The organism is Dactylosporangium sp. CA-092794 (assembly GCF_050948465.1).
Lineage (GTDB): Bacteria > Actinomycetota > Actinomycetes > Mycobacteriales > Micromonosporaceae > Dactylosporangium.
In genome coordinates this window covers 6,510,896-6,527,720 of sequence record NZ_CP192044.1, presented here as the reverse complement: position 1 = coordinate 6,527,720, position 16,825 = coordinate 6,510,896, and the positions used below count along the sequence as shown (strand labels likewise).

17 protein-coding genes and 1 pseudogene are annotated in these 16,825 nt (G+C 72.7%); 12 read left to right on the top strand and 6 right to left on the bottom strand.

Features of this window, described 5'->3' with window-relative positions; translation table 11 throughout:
• Positions 1-60: 60 nt before the first annotated feature.
• The 4 genes from ACQPXD_RS27635 to ACQPXD_RS27620 form a co-directional block, all read right to left on the bottom strand.
• Entirely contained in the window at positions 61-1,629 is a 1,569-nt protein-coding gene (locus ACQPXD_RS27635; protein ID WP_432824221.1) for a putative Ig domain-containing protein, read from the bottom strand.
• A gap of 131 nt (positions 1,630-1,760) precedes the next feature.
• The gene (locus ACQPXD_RS27630; protein WP_432824220.1) at positions 1,761-2,450 is read right to left on the bottom strand and encodes an RraA family protein; all 690 of its coding nucleotides are present in this window, start codon (positions 2,448-2,450) and stop codon (positions 1,761-1,763) included.
• A gap of 91 nt (positions 2,451-2,541) precedes the next feature.
• Positions 2,542-3,027: a roadblock/LC7 domain-containing protein gene (locus ACQPXD_RS27625; protein WP_432824219.1), complete on the bottom strand. Its 486-nt coding sequence runs from the start codon at positions 3,025-3,027 to the stop codon at positions 2,542-2,544.
• On the bottom strand, positions 3,024-3,362 hold the full coding sequence (locus tag ACQPXD_RS27620; RefSeq protein ID WP_432843974.1) for a hypothetical protein: 339 nt from the start codon (positions 3,360-3,362) through the stop codon (positions 3,024-3,026). The genes ACQPXD_RS27625 and ACQPXD_RS27620 overlap by 4 nt, the downstream gene beginning before the upstream one ends.
• 273 nt (positions 3,363-3,635) lie before the next feature.
• On the opposite strand from ACQPXD_RS27620, the gene ACQPXD_RS27615 reads away from it, so the two are divergent.
• The 6 genes from ACQPXD_RS27615 to ACQPXD_RS27590 all read left to right on the top strand — a co-directional run bounded on the left by ACQPXD_RS27615 (position 3,636) and on the right by ACQPXD_RS27590 (position 9,510).
• A complete protein-coding gene (locus tag ACQPXD_RS27615; RefSeq protein ID WP_432824218.1) occupies positions 3,636-4,223 on the top strand; it encodes an MFS transporter in 588 nt (195 codons plus the stop codon).
• Complete coding sequence (locus ACQPXD_RS27610) at positions 4,169-5,236, top strand: MFS transporter (RefSeq protein WP_432824217.1); 1,068 nt, start codon at positions 4,169-4,171, stop codon at positions 5,234-5,236. Before ACQPXD_RS27615 ends, ACQPXD_RS27610 begins: the two co-directional genes overlap by 55 nt.
• A gap of 376 nt (positions 5,237-5,612) precedes the next feature.
• Positions 5,613-6,626, top strand: coding sequence for a LacI family DNA-binding transcriptional regulator (locus tag ACQPXD_RS27605; RefSeq protein WP_432824216.1), 1,014 nt, complete (start codon positions 5,613-5,615; stop codon positions 6,624-6,626).
• A 209-nt stretch (positions 6,627-6,835) separates the two neighbouring features.
• A complete protein-coding gene (locus tag ACQPXD_RS27600; RefSeq protein WP_432824215.1) occupies positions 6,836-8,689 on the top strand; it encodes a carbohydrate-binding module family 20 domain-containing protein in 1,854 nt (617 codons plus the stop codon).
• A gap of 40 nt (positions 8,690-8,729) precedes the next feature.
• The gene (locus ACQPXD_RS27595) at positions 8,730-9,059 is read left to right on the top strand and encodes a nuclear transport factor 2 family protein (RefSeq protein ID WP_432824214.1); all 330 of its coding nucleotides are present in this window, start codon (positions 8,730-8,732) and stop codon (positions 9,057-9,059) included.
• Positions 9,060-9,090: 31 nt separating this feature from the next.
• Complete coding sequence (locus tag ACQPXD_RS27590) at positions 9,091-9,510, top strand: DUF1810 domain-containing protein (RefSeq protein WP_432824213.1); 420 nt, start codon at positions 9,091-9,093, stop codon at positions 9,508-9,510.
• Between the two features lie 7 nt (positions 9,511-9,517).
• Here the strand turns inward: ACQPXD_RS27590 and ACQPXD_RS27585 are convergent, their stop codons facing one another.
• Positions 9,518-10,321 carry an expansin EXLX1 family cellulose-binding protein gene (locus ACQPXD_RS27585; protein WP_432824212.1) on the bottom strand — a complete coding sequence of 268 codons (804 nt, stop codon included), beginning with the start codon at positions 10,319-10,321 and terminating at the stop codon, positions 9,518-9,520.
• A 169-nt stretch (positions 10,322-10,490) separates the two neighbouring features.
• Here ACQPXD_RS27585 and ACQPXD_RS27580 point away from each other — a divergent pair, with 169 nt between their 5' ends.
• Both ACQPXD_RS27580 and ACQPXD_RS27575 read left to right on the top strand, forming a co-directional pair.
• Positions 10,491-11,201, top strand: coding sequence for an HD domain-containing protein (locus tag ACQPXD_RS27580; protein WP_432824211.1), 711 nt, complete (start codon positions 10,491-10,493; stop codon positions 11,199-11,201).
• A 19-nt stretch (positions 11,202-11,220) separates the two neighbouring features.
• On the top strand, positions 11,221-11,535 hold the full coding sequence (locus tag ACQPXD_RS27575; protein WP_432824210.1) for a hypothetical protein: 315 nt from the start codon (positions 11,221-11,223) through the stop codon (positions 11,533-11,535).
• On the opposite strand, the gene ACQPXD_RS27570 is transcribed toward ACQPXD_RS27575, so the two are convergent.
• Positions 11,503-12,159: a PadR family transcriptional regulator gene (locus ACQPXD_RS27570; RefSeq protein WP_432824209.1), complete on the bottom strand. Its 657-nt coding sequence runs from the start codon at positions 12,157-12,159 to the stop codon at positions 11,503-11,505. The genes ACQPXD_RS27575 and ACQPXD_RS27570 overlap by 33 nt on opposite strands.
• An 83-nt stretch (positions 12,160-12,242) precedes the next feature.
• Here ACQPXD_RS27570 and ACQPXD_RS27565 point away from each other — a divergent pair, with 83 nt between their 5' ends.
• From ACQPXD_RS27565 to ACQPXD_RS27550, 4 genes and pseudogenes are all read left to right on the top strand, one after another.
• Positions 12,243-13,874: a HEAT repeat domain-containing protein gene (locus ACQPXD_RS27565; RefSeq protein ID WP_432824208.1), complete on the top strand. Its 1,632-nt coding sequence runs from the start codon at positions 12,243-12,245 to the stop codon at positions 13,872-13,874.
• Between the two features lie 178 nt (positions 13,875-14,052).
• Positions 14,053-14,787: a laminin G domain-containing protein gene (locus tag ACQPXD_RS27560; RefSeq protein WP_432824207.1), complete on the top strand. Its 735-nt coding sequence runs from the start codon at positions 14,053-14,055 to the stop codon at positions 14,785-14,787.
• Between the two features lie 10 nt (positions 14,788-14,797).
• Positions 14,798-15,569 (top strand): annotated as a pseudogene (locus tag ACQPXD_RS27555) (arylamine N-acetyltransferase family protein).
• A gap of 183 nt (positions 15,570-15,752) precedes the next feature.
• Complete coding sequence (locus ACQPXD_RS27550) at positions 15,753-16,400, top strand: hypothetical protein (RefSeq protein WP_432824206.1); 648 nt, start codon at positions 15,753-15,755, stop codon at positions 16,398-16,400.
• Positions 16,401-16,825: the final 425 nt, after the last annotated feature.

The window sequence follows — 16,825 nt, the reverse complement described above, 5'->3', positions numbered from 1 at the left end:
CGGTGTCTGGCGGGAGCAACGGTCAGTTGGTGACGCGGCCCGAGCCAGGCAATTCGGTTCTTACGACAGCGTGACCGCGACGTCGTCGATGACGAAGGACGTCTGCAGGGACGAGTCCTCGGTGCCGTTCCACTTCAGGGCTACGGTCTGCCCGGCGAGCGAGGTCAGGCTGTAGGACTTCTGGACGTAGCCGCTGGCCTTGTTGAGGTTGGACAGGGTGACCAGGGTGGTCGAGCCGGCGGTCACGGTCAGCTTGTCGTAGGCGGTGCTGGTGGTCGTCTCGGCCGAGTCGATGTGCACCCAGAAGGTCAGCGTCGCCGTGCAGCCGGCCGGGATGGTGACCGGCTGGGACACGCTCTCCGTGTGCGTCGAGCCGTAGCCGAGCAGCCAGGAGCTGTAGGTGCCGCCGTGCGCGGCCTGGCCCTGCGACGCCCACTGGCCGATCGTGCCGGTGGTGCCGGACCAGCCGGTGGTGCCGGACTCGAAGCCGGGGTTGGTGACCAGCTGGCCGCCGCAGCCGCCGCCCCCGCCGCCGACGGTCCAGGAGAACGTGGCGGCGCCGCTGGTGCCGGTGGTGTCGGTCGCGGTCACCGTGCTGCTGGTCGTGCCGGCGGTGGTCGGCGTGCCGGAGATCAGGCCGGTGCTCGCGTTGATGGTCAGGCCGGCGGGCAGGCCGGTCGCCGCGTAGGTCAGCGTCTGGCCCGGCGCCGAGTCGGTGGCGCTGATCTGCAGCGACTTCGCGGTGCCGACGGTCGCGGTCTGGGCGCCCGGGTTGGTGACGGTGACCGTGTTGCCCGGCGCGCTGGCCCCGGTGAGCAGGCAGCCGGGGACGGTCAGGTCGATGGTCCGCGACGAGTTCAGGCAGGTGGTGAACCAGTAGGTCTGCTCACCGTAGGACTGGCCCTGGGTGACGGTGATGTTGCCGTTGGCGTCGACCTCGCACGGGTTGTTCAGCGTGCAGCGGGCGCCGTCGTCGTTGCCGGTGTTGTTGATGCCGATGATCTGCCGGTCCGACGAGCGGATGATCGGCGAGCCGGACGTGCCGTGGGTGGTCTGGCAGCCGGTGTTGTAGCGGATCGAGTCCTTCCAGCTCCACTGGTCCTCGCGCAGCTGGTACACGAAGCCGTTGACGTTGCAGGTCCAGACCTGCTTCCAGTAGCTGGACGGGATCGTCATCGCGGTGCCGTCGGCCGGGTGGGTGGCGGCGACGGTCAGCGCGGTGGTGTTGCTGAACTTCGACTTGATCTGGGCGAACGTGTCGGTGAGGCGGTACAGCGCCACGTCGGTGCCGGTCATGGTGCCGTAGATGAGCTGGTCGGCGCGGACGGTGCCGAGGGAGGCGCCCGAGTCGCTGAGCAGGGTGCCGGTGCGGCTGCTGGTGCGGTTCTGCAGGACCTGGCCGGCGTTGATGAAGCCGTTCTCGTAGCAGTGCCCGTTGGTGAGCAGCATCGCCCGGTCGGAGTCGACCGACTGCGGCCACCGGACGAGCGAGCCCGAGCAGTTGTTCAGCGCGATCGTCGCGCCCAGGCCGGTGACCGAGAGCGCCTGGGCGGGGGCCGGACCGGCGACGACGCTCGCGGCGACGGCGAGGATGGCCGCGCCGACTGCGAGGGTCCGTCTCTTGCGCATGGGGTTTCCCTTCGTTGGGGTACGCGCGGCTGTCGTGGGCTGCGCGCGTAGCCGCCCGTCAATGTGATTGGCAATGTCACATCGACGCACGTGCCCGTCAACGGCGGTAAACCCTTTGTCCTGCCCTGCGCTTACTCCTCGATGGCCCCGCCGACCCGGCGCAGGTGGTTGCGGAAGGTGTACCGCGGGTCGGCGGCCCGGCGGGCCAGGTAGTCCGCGAACCGGGTCTGCTGGGCCAGGGTCTCCCCGGCCCGGATGCGGCGGGCCTGCTCGCGCTCGGTGGCGCGGATCGCCCGGGCGGTGTCCAGCACCTCGCCGGCCCGGTCGGCGGCGACGAAGAGTACCCCGTCGTCGTCGGCGAACACGACGTCGTCCGCGCCGACCCGGTGGGCCCCGAACCGCGCGCTGCGCAGCGCCTCGGGCTCGCGCTCGTCGGCCCGCAGCGGCCCGGCGGGCAGCGCGCCGTAGCTGAACACCGGCACGCCGATCTGGACCAGCTCGGCGGTGTCGCGGTGCAGCCCCCACACGACCAGCCCGGCCAGGCCGGACGCGGCCGCCTCGAGGACGGTGAGGTCGCCGATGCAGGCCTCGTCGGCGCGGCCGCCGTTGTCGATGACGAGCACGTCGCCGGGGCGGGCGTCGCGGTACGCCTCGAGGAACACGTCGACGCTGCCGTAGTGCCTCGCCGGCCGCACCGGGCCGGCGAGGCCGGTGCCGGGCACGACCGGCCGCACCCCGGCGGGCGCCACCCGCAGGGGCACGTCCAGGCGGACGCAGGCGTCGGCGACGAGCGGGGTGGTGAGGTCCGCGAAATCGATCACGCGGTCATCATGCACCGGGCCCGGCCCCCGTCACCGGGCCAATCGCCGCCGCGTGGCCCTCCGGCCGGGTCGCACGGCGGCGTGGCTTCGCTCAGGGCAGCGCGGCGGCCAGGCGGATCACCGCGGGGCGGGCCTCGAGGTGCAGGCGGGCCACGTTGATGCCGTCGTCGCCCAGCACGGCCAGCAGGGCGCGGTCGCCGATCGCGTACACGGTGAGGTACCCGCCCTCGCTGCGCAGCGTGGCGTCGCGGAACGGGCTCTGGCCGAGCGCCAGCGCGGTCTGCCGGCCCAGGCCGTACGTGGTCGCGGCGAGCGCGGCCAGGTCGTGCGGCTCCAGGCTGGAGGGCAGATCGTGGGTGATGAGCAGCCCGTCGACGCCGCCGACCGCGGAGCCGCGCACCCCCGGCACGCGCAGCCGCAGGTCGGCCAGTTCGGACCGGACCGCCGAGAACGCGGCGGCCAGGGGTTCGATCCGGGTGCCGAGCGGCGGGGTGGCCGACTCGGCCCAGTCCTGCTCCGCCCGCCCGTCGCGCTTCGGCAGCCCGTCGGCCTGCGTCGCAGTACCGAAGAGAGTCACAGCTGCAGGCCCTCTTCGATGCCGCGCAGGTGGTGGCGGGCCAGCGCCAGGTTGGCGCGGGACTTCGCCAGGGCCAGGTAGAGGAACAGCCCGCGCCCGCCGGCCGAGCCGAGCGGCCGGATGAGGTGGTACTGGGTGTCGAGCGTGATCAGGATGTCCTCGACCCGGTCGGGGAGCCCGAGCATCTCGATGGTGCGCAGCTTGGCCCGCACGACGTCCGTGTTGCCGGCCGCGGCCACGGTGATGTCGAACTCGGGCCCGCCCCCGAGCGTGCCCAGGGTCATGCCGCTGGTGTAGTCAACGAGCGCGACGGCGATCGCGCCGTCGATGTTCATCGCGCTCTTCAGCGCGACGTCGAGATTGCCGCTCAAAATCTGCCTCCGCGGGAGTGTCGACGGTGTGGGGGCGAGCGTGACACATGGGGATCTTCGGGGACAGCACTGAAAACCGGTTTCAGACGTCCGGCTCATTGCGTTGTGGACTCGCGACCGATGCCCGGGTCACGCCGGGTGTCCGGTCCTGTGCGCCGGGGTGATGTGCCGGGCGGAAACTGTGACGCACGCCGCATCTCCGCCTTATCGGAGGCTCGCCTCCACTATTGTGGAGGCATGCCTCAAGTTACCAGGTCGTCGTACCGCCTGACCTTCGGCGTGCTCGCCGCGTCGACCGCGGCGTTCTCGATGCTGCAGTCGCTGGTCAGCCCGGTCCTCCCGGTCGTGCAGCGGGACCTGCACACCAGTGCCGGCACGGTGACGTGGGTGCTGACCGCGTGGCTGCTCGCCGCGTCCGTCGCCACGCCGCTCCTCGGCCGCATCGGCGACATGATCGGCAAGGACCGCACGCTGCTCGTGGCGCTGGCCGCGATCGCCGCCGGCTGCCTGCTCGCGGCCCTCGCGCCCAACATCGCCGTGCTCATCGTCGCCCGGGTGATCCAGGGCCTCGGCGGCGCGCTGTTCCCGCTGAGCTTCGGCATCATCCGCGACGAGTTCCCGCCCGGCCGGGTGGTCTCCGCGGTCGGCGCCATGTCGGCCGTGATCGCCCTGGGCGGCGGCGCCGGCATCGTGCTGGCCGGCCCGGTCGTCGCCGCGCTGAACTGCGCTGGCTGTTCTGGATCCCGCTCGGCGTCGTCACCGTCACGGGCGTGCTGGCCTGGCGCCTGGTCCCGCCGTCCCCGGTCCGCTCGGCGGGCCGGGTGAGCTGGCCCGCCGCGGCGCTGCTGTCGGGCTGGCTGGTCGCCCTGCTGCTGCCGCTGAGCAAGGGCAACGCGTGGGGCTGGGCCTCCCCCGCCACCCTCGGCCTGCTGGCCCTTGCCGCCGTGCTGCTGGCGGCCTGGGTCACGGTCGAGGTCCGCTCCCGCACCCCGCTCATCGACATGCGGATGATGCGCCTGCCCACCGTCTGGACCACCAACGTCGTGGCGCTGCTGTTCGGCGCCGGCATGTTCGGCGTGTTCGCGTTCCTCCCGCAGTTCATGCAGATCCCGGCCACCACCGGCTACGGCTTCGGCGCCTCGGTCGGCGTGGCGGGTTTGCTGATGCTCCCCATGCTGGTCACCATGGCCGTCGCCGGCATGCTCAGCGGCCCGATGACCACGTGGTTCAGCGGCCGCGCCCAGATCGTCGCCGGCTCCCTGCTGGCCACCGCCGCCAGCGCCGCCTTCGCCCTGGCCCACCACCACCCGTGGCAGGTCGCCGTCGGCGCCGGCGTCTTCGGCGTCGGCATCGGCCTCGCCTACGCCTCCATGACCAGCCTCATCGTCCACAGCGTCCCCGCCGCCCAGACCGGCGCGGCCAGCGGCATGAACGCCAACATCCGCACCATCGGCGCCTCCATCGGCACCGCCGTGGTCAGCTCCATCGTCACCGCCCACCTGCGCGCCGACGGCCTGCCGGCGGAGCCGTCCTTCACGGCGGCGTTCGCCGCGCTGGGGGTGGCGTCGGGGCTGGCCATGCTGGTCGCCCTGCTCATCCCCCGCCAGGCCCGTCACACCGCCCCGTCTCCCACCCTGCTCCCGCCCGCCGACTCGCCGCCGACGCCCGCACCTCCCGCCGCGGCGACCTCCGGCGCGGCGGCTCCCGGCGCGGCGACCTCCGGCGCGGCGGCTCCCGGCGCGGCGACCTCCGGTGCGGCGGCTCCTGAGCACCGGCCGGGCGTTCACGGCGACGAACCGTCCTCGCTCGACCCGGAGCTCGACCCGGCCAGGCCCTGACCGTCCGCGCCCTCGGTCCGCCCTGCCGCACGGTTCCACCCGCGGGCGGGCCGCGGCGGATACTACGGATATATCAGCCGTCGGGCGAATGTCCGATCTGTGCGGCAAGGGCGGACATATGTCTCCGGGATCATGCGTGGTGCTGCGGCCGGCCCGCGGGTTTGTCATGATCCCGGAGACTTCTGGTACACGGGTGTACATCAACGCTCCGTGATCATGAAAACCGTTGGTGTCGGTGGCGGGCGCGGCATGATCACGGAGACTTCCGGCCGGTCGCTGCGCTGTGCCCTGCGCATCGCGGTCGCGCGGGTGCGGCAAAAGCTCGGAAGGGCTTGCGGGAATTGAAAGAGCTTGCGGGGAGTCGTAGTCTCGACGCATGGCGGCGGACGCTCCACGGGCTCGGCTCGCCGACATCGCGCGGCAGGCCGAGGTCAGTGAGGCCACCGTCTCGCGGGTGCTCAACGGCCGGCCCGGGGTGAGTGCGGACACCCGGCACGCGGTGCTCACCGCGCTCGACGTGCTCGGCTACGAGCGGCCCGAGCGGTTGCGCAAGCGCAGCGCGGGGCTGGTCGGGCTGGTGACGCCGGAGCTGGAGAACCCGATCTTCCCGCTGTTCGCGCAGGTCATCGAGTCGGCGCTGGCCCGGCACGGGTTCACGCCGGTGCTGTGCACGCAGACGCCGGGCGGGGTGAGCGAGGACGAATACGTCGAGATGCTGCTGGACCGGGCGGTCGCCGGCATCATCTTCGTCTCCGGCCTGCACGCCGACACCACCGCCGACCACGACCGCTACCGCAAGCTCATCGGCCGGCCGCTGCCGATCGTCATGGTCACCGGCTTCGTCGCCGGGCTCGAGGCGCCCTGCGTCTCCTGCGACGACGCGCGGGCCAGTGAGCTCGCGGTCGACCACCTGGCCTCCCTCGGGCACACCCGCATCGGCCTCATTTCCGGTCCCGAGCGCTACCTGCCGGTGCAACGCAAGATTCGGGGGTACCGCGCGGCGATGCTCCGCCACGGCCTGCCCGGCCACATCGAGCTGTCGATGTTCGGCGTCGAGGGCGGGCACGCCGCCGCCGACCGGCTGCTCGGCAGCGGTATCACCGGCCTGGTCTGCGGTTCGGACCTCATGGCGCTCGGCGCCGTCCGGGCGGCCCGGGCGCGGGGCCTGTCGGTGCCCGGGGACGTGTCGGTGGTCGGCTACGACGACTCGCCGCTCATCGCGTTCACCGACCCGCCGCTGACCACGCTGCGCCAGCCGGTGCCGGCGATGTCCAACGCGGCGGTGCAGTCGCTGATCGACGCGATCAAGGGGCAGCCGAGCCCGCACTCGGAGTACCTCTTCGCGCCGGAGCTGGTGGTCCGCGGCTCGACCGGCATCGCGCGCCGCTGACCGAGCGGGACCGGGCGGATCTTTGCAAGAACCGTCAGGTCTTCCCGAGCATTTCCGCAGCTCAGCGGCGTCCGGAGAAGTGACTGCGGGCAATTCTTGCAAGGTTCTTGACAGGAGGTTTCGGCGGGAACACGCTCATCGTCATCGATCCCGGCCGCCACCGGGTCGACGGCACAGCCCACTCCGCTACCGCCATTCCGGAGGCTCCCGTGCGCCTGCCCCGCCCGTCCAGATCCCTGCCCCGCCCGCTCGCCGCTCTCGGCGCCGGCCCGCTGCCGCGCGCGGCCAGATCCCTGCCCCGCACGATCGCCGCCGGCGCCGGCGTGCTGCTGTGCGCGGCCCTGCTCGTGCCGCTGCTGGCCGGCGGCCGGAGGGCCGAGGCCGCCACCGGCGGCAACGACGTCATCGCGAACCTCTGGCTGTGGCCGTGGAACTCCGTGGCCAACGAGTGCACCACCGTGCTCGGCCCGGCCGGCTACGGCGCGGTGCAGGTGGCGCCGCCGGAGGACTCGATCAGCGTCGCCGGCCACCCGTGGTGGGACATCTACCAGCCCGCCGCCTACGACCTCAACAGCCGCATGGGGAACCGCGCGCAGTTCGTGTCGATGGTGAGCGCCTGCCACGCGGCGGGCGTCAAGGTCTACGTCGACGCGGTCGTCAACCACATGACCGGCGCCAACCAGGCGAGCACCACCGCCTACGGCGGGGCCGGCTTCACCAACAACTACAGCTACCCCAGCGCCGGCTACGGCTCGTCGGACTTCCACTTCTACCCCGCCGACTGCCCGCAGTCCGACAACCAGATCCACGACTACAACAACCAGACCGAGGTCTGGAACTGCCAGCTGGTCGGCCTGTCGGACCTCAAGACGGGCACCGACTACGTGCGGACGAAGATCGCGGGGTACCTCAACGACCTGCTCTCGGTCGGCGTGGACGGCTTCCGCGTCGACGCGGCCAAGCACATCGCCCCGGCGGACCTTTCGGCCGTCAAGGGCAAGCTGACGAACCAGAACGTGTACTGGGCGCAGGAGGTCATGCCGGGCGGTACCGGAAACCTGGCGCCGGCGGCGTACGAGGGCATCGGCGGCATCCTCGAGTTCAACTACGCCACCGACCTGAAGAACCAGTTCTCCGGCAGCATCGCCGGCCTGCAGACCTTCGGCCCGAGCTGGGGCCTGGAGCCGAGCGCGAAGTCGACGGTCTTCGTGTCCAACCACGACACCGAGCGCAACGGCTCGACGCTGAACTACAAGGCCGGCGCGACCGACACCCTGGCCACCGTGTTCATGCTGGCCTGGAACTTCGGCACGCCCAACGTGATGAGCTCGTTCAGCTTCACCAACAACGACGCGTCGCCGCCCGCCGACGGCAACGGTTACGTCACCGGGGTCACCTGCGGCAGCGGCTGGGAGTGCCAGCACCGGCAGCGCGCGGTGAAGAACATGGTCGGCTTCCACAACGCGACCCGGGCCGACACCACGGTCGGCAACTGGTGGTCGGACGGTGCGAACGCGATCGCCTTCAGCCGGGGTACCAATGGCTGGATCGCCATCGACAACGGCAACGCTCCGATCGCCGCGCGGACCTTTTCCACGGGCCTGCCGGCCGGGGTCTACTGCGACGTCATCCACGGCGACTACAACGCCGCCGCGCAGAGCTGCTCCGGACCGACGGTGACGGTCAACGGCAGCGGGCAGGCCACGGTCGGGGTGTCCACAAAGGACGCCGTGGCCATCCACGCCGGTGCGCGGGTCAGCGGTACGACGCCGGCGAACCCGGCGGTGACCTTCAACGCCACCGTGACCACGTACTGGGGCCAGAACGTCTTTGTCGTCGGTTCGATCCCGGCGCTGGGCAACTGGGACCCCGGCAGCGCGGCCGCCCTGTCCTCGGCGAACTATCCGGTCTGGTCGGCCACCGTGACCCTGCCCGCCAACACGTACGTCGAGTACAAGTTCATCAAGAAGAACCCGGACGGCTCGGTGACCTGGGAGAGCGGCGCGAACCGCACGCTGAACACCGGCACGTCGCCGCAGACCGTCAACGCGACCTGGAAGTAATGGTCGACAGTGATCGATGCCGGGTGGTACACAGAGCGGCATGGCAGAGCGAGTGCTGGAGCAGTGCCGGCTGTTCAACGAGGGCGTGCGAACCGGCGACTGGAGCGGCTACCTGGACCGCTTCGGCGAGGGCGCCACGCTGCGCATCACGGGCGACCCTGGTAGCCCGTACGTGGGCCGCGAGGCGATCGCCGCCGCCTACACCGAGGCGCCGCCGGACGACACGCTGACCGTGCGGTCGGTCGAGTCCGACGGCGACGCCGACGTGGCGCAGGTCGCGTGGAGCGCGGGCGGCGGCGGCACGCTGCGGCTGCGCTGGTCGGCGGGGCGGATCGCGGAGCTCGACGCCACCTTCGACCAGCCCGGCTGAACGGCACCGCGGAAACGGTACGGTGGGTGGTATGGAGGATCCGTACCACCTGGACCGTTTCGTCGAGGCGCAGGCCCACGTCTACGCCGCCGCGCTCGCCGAGCTGCGCCAGGGACGGAAACGCACCCATTGGATGTGGTTCGTCTTCCCGCAGATCGCGGGCCTCGGTGACAGCTCGACGGCCCGGCGCTACGCCATCGGTTCGCTCGACGAGGCCCGGGCGTACCTGCAGCATCCGGTCCTCGGCCCGCGGCTGCTGGAGTGCGCCGAGGCCCTGCTCGCCGACGAGCGCCACACCGCGACGGCGATCCTCGGCGAGATCGACGCCATGAAGCTGCGGTCGTCGATGACGCTGTTCGCGCACGCCGAGCCGGCCGAGCGGCGGTTCGCCCGGGTCGTGGACCGCTACTTCGACGGCGCCGAGGACGCGGAAACGGTTCGCCGGCTCTGACCTCGTCCTAGCACTTCGGCGGCGGTGCGAGCGAGGTCGTCGGGCCGGCGGCCGCGGTGACGGGCGGGCCGGAGGCGGACTCCACTGCGGACGGTGACGGCGACGGGGATGGCGACGGTGACGGGCCGCCGTAGAGCGGCGTCCGGGTCTGCTGGAAGTCGTTCTGGCCGAGGGCCAGGCCCGGGACGAGCGCCTGGTGGCCGTAGACGTCGGAGATGCGCAGCGTCACCGGTGCGCCGACCGCGCCCGCCGGTCCGGTCCACGAGTTGTCCTCGCCGTGCCGCAGGGCGACGAAGCCGGCCGGCGTCTGCAGCTCCACAGTGGACAGCGGGTTGCCATGGTTGCCGATCACGGCGGTCAGCGCCGAGTGGGCCGTGCCGCCCTTGAGCTTCACCAGGAGCGGGCCGACCTGCGGGTCCCGGACCGGACCGTAGGAGACCGGGATGATCCCGGCGCTCAGCGCGCCGATCCGCGCGAACGCGCCCTTGCTCAGGTCGATCTTGCCGGCCGGGCAGCCCGGGCAGAGGTCCACGACCTGCACGCGGGTGGTGCCGTTTGGTCCGGTCACGTCCAGATACGTGCCGCAGGCCTGGCCGCCGGCGTACTCGGCCCGGCCGATCGCCGCGTAGGCGTCGTCCGCGGGCGCGCCCAGGTTGCACATGCCGTTGCGGCCGGCGGTGTAGTACGACGCGCTGCCCCCGGCCGCACAGGCGGCGCTCCCCCCGACCTGGGTCACCAGCACCACCGCCACGACCGCGGCGACGACGACGGTGGCGGAGGGCACGATCCAGCGAAGGTGACGGGGGTTCACGACGGGGATTCTACGGTCCGGCCGTTTGCCCCGCCCGGAAGCCGATCGGGCCGCCGACCGTCCGATGAGGACCGGTCCCGGTATGGGACCATTCGGTCCGAGGTGGTATTTGGTACGGACTCCCGCAGACCGCCAGGGCCGTTGGACCCGTCGATGATATTCATTGGGTATGGAGTTTCCGTCGTACCTCGGAACCATGCCGATGCACGCGATCACGGAGATCTACGGCGAGGCCGGGCTGCGGGAAAGGTTCCGCATCGAGATCGGACGATTTCCCGGGCCGGACCGCGACCGGCTCGCCGCCGCGCTCGACCTCGCGGCCCGGCTGCACCGCGACGACCGCCGGGTGCGCGAGCCGTACCTCAACCATTTGCTGCGCGTCTCGATCCGCATCATGCACCACTACGAGGTCTCCGACGTCGACGTGATCGTGGCGGCGGTCCTGCACGATACGGTCGAGGACCATCCCGACGAGCTGGCCGGGCACCCGGACGCGACCGCCGAGGAGGCGCTGGCGGTGCTCGCGGAACGGTTCGGCGGGCGGACCGCACAGCTCGTCGGCGCGGTCACGAACCCGATCTACGACCCGTCGCTCGACAAGTACGAACAGTATCGCGAGCACGTGCGGGAAAGCCTCGACGGCGAACCGTGGGCACGCGTCATCAAGGTTTCCGACTTCACCGACAACGGCGTCGGTGTGATCCACACCACGGGACCGAAAGTCGAACGTTCGGCAACGAAGTACCGCCCCATGGTCCCCGTGCTGCGTGAACTGGTCGGCCGCCCCGATACGCCGCTCTCCCCGCCCGTCAAACAACACATCTTCCGCCAGCTCGACCTCGCGGAAGAGCGGTTCGCGGCCATCCTCGACGGCCGATAATTATGCAAACATATTTATCGTGACGATGGTGGAACTCGCGGTCGGCTGGCTCGCATCGCACCTGTGGAGCCGTGGCCGGGCCGAGCAGGTGGAGCCGGCCGTCGAGGAGCAGCTGCGCGGGCTGGCCGGGCTGGTGCAGTCGAAACTGGACGACGACCCGGCGCTGCGCAGCCTGGAGCTGGAGGCGGTCGAGTCGCCGACGCCGACCGCCGGCACCCGCCGCCGGGTGGTCCAGGCCATCGAGGACGCCGTCTGGACCGATCCGCACTTCGGCGAGGCCCTGGCCGCGACGGTGCAGCGGTTACGCCCCGTCATGCCGCAGCCGGCGGACTGACCCGGCCACCGCCCCGGCGCCGCCGGCGGACCGTTTCGGGCCCTTACGGTCCGTTGGTGCGCCGCCGGCCAGGGCCGGGGAGGTGCCGGTCGCGGCGGGGGCGGTCTCGGTGCCGGCCAGGGCGGTGAGGCTGGCGATCCAGGCGATCTCGCGCTCGACGCGCCCGGCGAGCTCGGCCACGACCAGGCCGCCCCAGTAGCGGTTGCGCTGGCTGGCCGCGGTCTGCTCGGCCAGGGCCTCCATGTGCCGGGCCTGGGCCTGCAGGGCGTCGGCGCGGGCCTGCAGCACGCGCCGCCGCTCCGGCGGGGTCAGCTGCGAGAACTGGCCGAGCCGGGTGAGGAACTCGGCCTCCTCCGACGCCAGCTCCGGTGGCAGCTCCGCGAGCATGTCGTGCAGCAGCTCGCGACCGACGTCGGTCAGCTCGTAGACGTGCCGGGGCGGCCGGCCCTCCTGCTGCTCGGCCGTCTTGACCACCGCGCCGGCCTCCTCGAAGCGGCGCAGGGCCGGGTAGAGCGTGTTGTTGTGCAGGGCATACGCGGTGGTCGCGGTGACCCGGCGCTTGAGCTCGTAACCGTGAACCGGGCCGCGCTGCAGGTGGCTGAGGATCACGATGTCCAGAAACATGCCGTCCAGCATGACATAGGTACAACTGGACGAACAACGGCGGACGGGGGCCGAGTGGGGGCGTCCGTCTATCGTGGAGCGCGATGGCGCTGTATGACCGGCTTCGCGAGGCGCTGCGCGCGCCCGACCCCGGCGTCCGGCTCGGCGCGGCCCGGCGGGCGGCGGAGTCGGGTGACCCGCGGCTCGTCGACGCGTTGCTGGAAGTGGCGCTGCGCGACACCGCCGAGGTGCGGGTGACCGGCGGCCTCGGCGAGTCGTACGAGCACGTCGGCGACGCGGCCGCGGTCGCGCTCGGGGAGATCCTGGCCCGCGGCTCGCGGATCGACCCGCGGGTCGCGGCGGCCGCCGAGGACCTGAGCGCGGACGACGACCGGGCGGCGACGCTGCTGTACTACCTCGGCGACCGGTACGAGCCGCTGCGCCAGAGCCTGGAGCGCCACCCCGAGCCCCGCGTGCGGCTGCGGGCGGCCCGGGCGGTGCTGTCGATCCACCGGACCGCCGACTACGCGAACCGGCTGCTCGTCGACCCCGACCCCCTGGTGCGGCTCGAGGGGCTGCAGGTGCCGGCCCACGTGCGCGACGACACGACGTACCTCCGGCTGATGCACATCGACCCGGCGCCCCAGGTGCGGGCCGAGGCGGCGACGATGCTGCGGTTCACGGCGGCCGGCGTCGAGCCGTTCGCCACGGCGGCGCGGCGGGAGCCGGACGCGGGGGTCCGGGCGGCGCTGCTGGCCTGCCTGGCACACCGGCGGCGCGACCCGAACGCGATCCGGGCCATCGCCGGGCTGCTCGGCGACCCCGACCCGGGGGTGCGCGGGGCGGCCGCCGAGGCGCTGCGCGACGCGACCGACGCGCAGACCGGTCCCGTCGCGGGGGCCGCGATCGGGCTGCGGATGCTCGCCGAGCCGGACGAGGCCGTCCTCGCCGCGCTGCTGCAGTACCGTCCCCTGCTGCGCTACGCGGCCGAGCTGCGGCCGCTGATCGAGCGCCTGCACCGGTACGCCAACTTCGACCGCGACCGGCACGCGCTCGGCGCCCTGCTCGCCGGGCCGGCGCGGGCGGCGGAGGCGGAAGGCTACCCGCCGCACAACCGGCTGCTGCGCGAGATCCTGCGGCAGGCCGCGGGCGCGCTCGACCCGGGCGCCGACGAGGACGAGGCGGCGGCGCTGGACGCGGTGCACGCGTGGCTCGCCGACCCGCGCCACCCGCTGCCGAGCGCGAAGAACGAGCTCGGCGAGTGCGTGCGGGCGGTCCGCGACGGCGACCTGGACCGGGCGATGGCGGCCGGGGAGATGGCCGCCTACACGGCCGCGCTGCGCGATCCGGTCCACGCCTCCCCCGACCCGGTCCGCGGGCCGACCACCGCCGGTCGCCGCGCGCTGCACCTGGCCCGGGCCGGGCACGCACTCACCGCCCGGCTGCTGGCCGCCGGCGCCGAGGTACCGCCCGCCGCTCCCCTGCTGCGCCTGCTGCTGCCGGGCGAGGACCCGGTCGAGGCGCTGCGCTCGGTGCTGACCGTCGAGGAGTGCCGGCGCGGGCGCAACGTGGCCTGGCTGCGGTTGCTGATGCGGCCCGCGGACGAGGAGTGGTACCTCGAAACGGTCCGCACCGCCGGACCGCAGGCGGCCGCGGCGGACGGCGAGGTGAGCGACTGGCAGCTGGGCGTCGCCGTGGCCGCCGCCGAGGGCCGCCGCACCACCGGCTGGCGCTGACCCGAGGCGAAGCCCGAGGGCCGCCGCACCACCGGCCGGCGCCGACCCGAGGCGGAGGCGGCGTCGATCGCGCTGGTCCTCGACCCGACCCCGCGAGAGCCGAGAAAATCCCTCAAATCGGATATATCCGAAATGTCGGGCAGCTTACGATATGCGCAGGCGAGCGGGAGGCATCGGCATGCGGAGTCCAGGGCGGTTTGCGATCGCGTTTTCGGCCACGGCGGTGCTCGTCGCGGGCGAGGCGTGGACCAGTGGCGCGACGGCGGCCGTCGCCGAGACCGACGGCGGGCACGTCATCGCGCGGTACGACATGAATGAGAGCGGCGGCACGCGGACCATGACCGACACCTCGGGCCACGGGCTGGACGGCACCGTCGGGTCCGAGGTCCTCACCGGCGTGAACGGTGCCGGCGCCACCGGCTACCGGTTCACGCGGCTCCAGCCCGACACCCCGCCCACCCATCCGTGGCACCTCGCCACCGTGCCCAGCGCCGCCGACCTCAACCCCGGCGACCGGGACTACGCGGTGACGGTCCGGCTGCGCACGCAGTACCACTTCGGCAACATCGTCCAGAAAGGACAGGCCACCGTCGAGGGCGGGAACTTCAAGCTGCAGATCCCGAACGGTATCGTCCAATGCCTGTTCCGCGGCGACCGCGGCACCGTCATCGTCTCCTCCCGCAGCCGGCTCAACGACGGCGCCTGGCACACGGTGCGCTGCGAGCGGACCGGGACCGGCCTGGCGCTGACCGTGGACGGCACCGTCGAGGCCCGCCGCGCCGGCCGTACCGGATACATCGCCAACGCCTGGCCGCTGTCCATCGGCGGCAAGACCGCGTGCGACCAGATCGACGTCGGCTGCGACTACTACGCCGGCGACCTGGACTACGTGCAGCTGGAGGCGCGCGACTAGGGTCGGCGTCGTGGACGAGTACCTGGCCCGCATCGGCGTGCCCCGGCCCGAGCGTCCCGACCTGGCGGCGCTGCGCACGCTGCAGCGGGCTCACCTTGGCGCGGTACCGTTCGAGAACCTCAGCATCCACCTGGGCGAGCCGATCCGGCTCGACGACGACGCCCTCCTCGACAAGGTCGTGCGCCGCCACCGGGGCGGGTTCTGCTACGAGCTCAACGGCGCGTTCGCCCTGCTGCTGCGCCACCTCGGCTACACCGTGACGCTGCACTCGGCGCGCACCTGGGGGCGGCGAACGGTACGGCTTCCCGTTCGACCACCTCGCCCTGCGGGTCAGCCTCGACGGCGTGCCGTGGCTGGTCGACGCCGGCTTCGGCCGCTTCGCCCACCACCCGCTCCGCCTCGACACCACCGAACCGCAGAACGATCCGGGCGGCACGTTCACGGTCACCCCGCACCCCATCCCGGCCGGCCCGCCGGAGCTGGAGATCGCCTGCGACGGCGGCCGCGAGTACCGCCTGGACCAGCGCCCCTACGAGCTGTCCGACTTCGGTCCGGCCTGCTGGTACCACCAGACGTCGCCGAACTCGCCCTTCACCCGCTCGACCACGTGCTCCCGGCCGACCGCCGACGGCCGGATCACGCTGTCCAGCCGCACGTTGATCCGCACCACCGCGGACGGCCGCGAGGAGCGCACCCTGAGCGACGAGGAGACGCTGGCGGCGTACCGCACGGAGTTCGGCCTGCGGCTCAGCCGCCTGCCGGACCCGCCGAACGCCGCGTGACCGGCCCCGTCCCGTTCGCCCTCGGCGGCCTGGCCATCGCTCTGGCCGGCGCACGACTGCCGGCCGGCTGGGCCGCCCGCGCCCTGCGCACCGGGTAGCGGCGGCGTCTATCGGCCCTCGCGGGCCCTGCTGCCGGCACCGCCCGCGCTCTGCGGAGCCGGTAGCGGCGTCTATCGTCGAGCCATGCAGCTGCAGCGCCGGCGGCGGTCTCTCGGGCTCGCCCTGCTCGTCGTCGCGTTCGGGCTGGTCGCGCTGGTCTGCGCCGTGGGCGCGGTGAACACCGCGACGAGGGTCTTCTACGCCGTGTGCGGCGCCCTGGCTATCGGCCTGGGCGCCGTGCTCCTCCGCGACGAGCTGCGCCCGTTCGTGTTCGGCATCGACGCGGCCGGCCTGACCCTGCGCGACGGCCCGGTGCCGTGGTCGGCCGTCGACCGGATCGTGCTGGACGAGCCGGTGCCGCCCGCCACCTCCGGCGCCCACCTCGTCCTCGAGCCGGGCGGCCGGGTCGTGCTGAAGCTCGACGACGTCCGCCAGTCCCGGGAGGAGATCGTCGGTCTGCTGCAGCGGTACTCCGGTGGCCGCCTCGACAACCGCATCGCCCGCCGCGGCGACCGGCCGGACTTCGTCACGGTCCTGCGCGGCTACGAGCCGGGCCGCGTGGACCACCTGCTGCGCCTCGCCGCCGACGCCCTGCTCTCCGGCGACCCGGCGCAGCGGGCCGAGGCCCGCGCCGCCCTGGACCGGCCGGACCTGGCGGTGGCGCTGCGCGGCTACGACCGCGCCCAGGTCGACGCCCACCTGCGCAAGCTCTGCGCCCGCCTCGGCGACTGACCCTCACCCCGCGCGGATCTAGCCTGCGTGTCCCAACGCCCCCGGGCGGCCCCGGTCGGCCTCACGCCGCACCCATCGGGTGCTGCACGCTCCGAAGCACCGCGTTGGGACCGCGTTTGGGACCGGAAGTCTCCGCGATCATGCCCGACCCGCCACCGACACCAACGGTTTTTCATGATCACGGAGTGCTGATGTACACCCGTGTACCGAAAGTCTCCGGGATCATGGCAAACCCGTGGTGCGGCCACCGCGGGCAGCATGATCACGGAGACATTCCGTCCGCCCAGGCACGCCGATCGGATGGTGCGCCCGACGGGTGAGGCATCCGCAACGGCCCCCGCCGCCGCTCTCCGCGCAAATCCGCCCCGCGCGGGAACACTGCGCGCAAATCGGCCCCGCGCGGGAACACTCCGCGCAAACCCGCC

Bases quoted from the DNA above. Each gene is read 5' to 3' on its own strand.
- ACQPXD_RS27570 (WP_432824209.1), bottom strand. From the start codon at position 12,159: ATGTTTCTGGACATCGTGATCCTCAGCCACCTGCAGCGCGGCCCGGTT.
- ACQPXD_RS27635 (WP_432824221.1), bottom strand. From the start codon at position 1,629: ATGCGCAAGAGACGGACCCTCGCAGTCGGCGCGGCCATCCTCGCCGTC.
- ACQPXD_RS27560 (WP_432824207.1), top strand. From the start codon at position 14,053: ATGCGGAGTCCAGGGCGGTTTGCGATCGCGTTTTCGGCCACGGCGGTG.
- ACQPXD_RS27620 (WP_432843974.1), bottom strand. From the start codon at position 3,362: ATGAACATCGACGGCGCGATCGCCGTCGCGCTCGTTGACTACACCAGC.
- ACQPXD_RS27565 (WP_432824208.1), top strand. From the start codon at position 12,243: ATGGCGCTGTATGACCGGCTTCGCGAGGCGCTGCGCGCGCCCGACCCC.
- ACQPXD_RS27615 (WP_432824218.1), top strand. From the start codon at position 3,636: ATGCCTCAAGTTACCAGGTCGTCGTACCGCCTGACCTTCGGCGTGCTC.
- ACQPXD_RS27590 (WP_432824213.1), top strand. From the start codon at position 9,091: ATGGAGGATCCGTACCACCTGGACCGTTTCGTCGAGGCGCAGGCCCAC.
- ACQPXD_RS27595 (WP_432824214.1), top strand. From the start codon at position 8,730: ATGGCAGAGCGAGTGCTGGAGCAGTGCCGGCTGTTCAACGAGGGCGTG.
- ACQPXD_RS27550 (WP_432824206.1), top strand. From the start codon at position 15,753: ATGCAGCTGCAGCGCCGGCGGCGGTCTCTCGGGCTCGCCCTGCTCGTC.
- ACQPXD_RS27605 (WP_432824216.1), top strand. From the start codon at position 5,613: ATGGCGGCGGACGCTCCACGGGCTCGGCTCGCCGACATCGCGCGGCAG.
- ACQPXD_RS27580 (WP_432824211.1), top strand. From the start codon at position 10,491: ATGGAGTTTCCGTCGTACCTCGGAACCATGCCGATGCACGCGATCACG.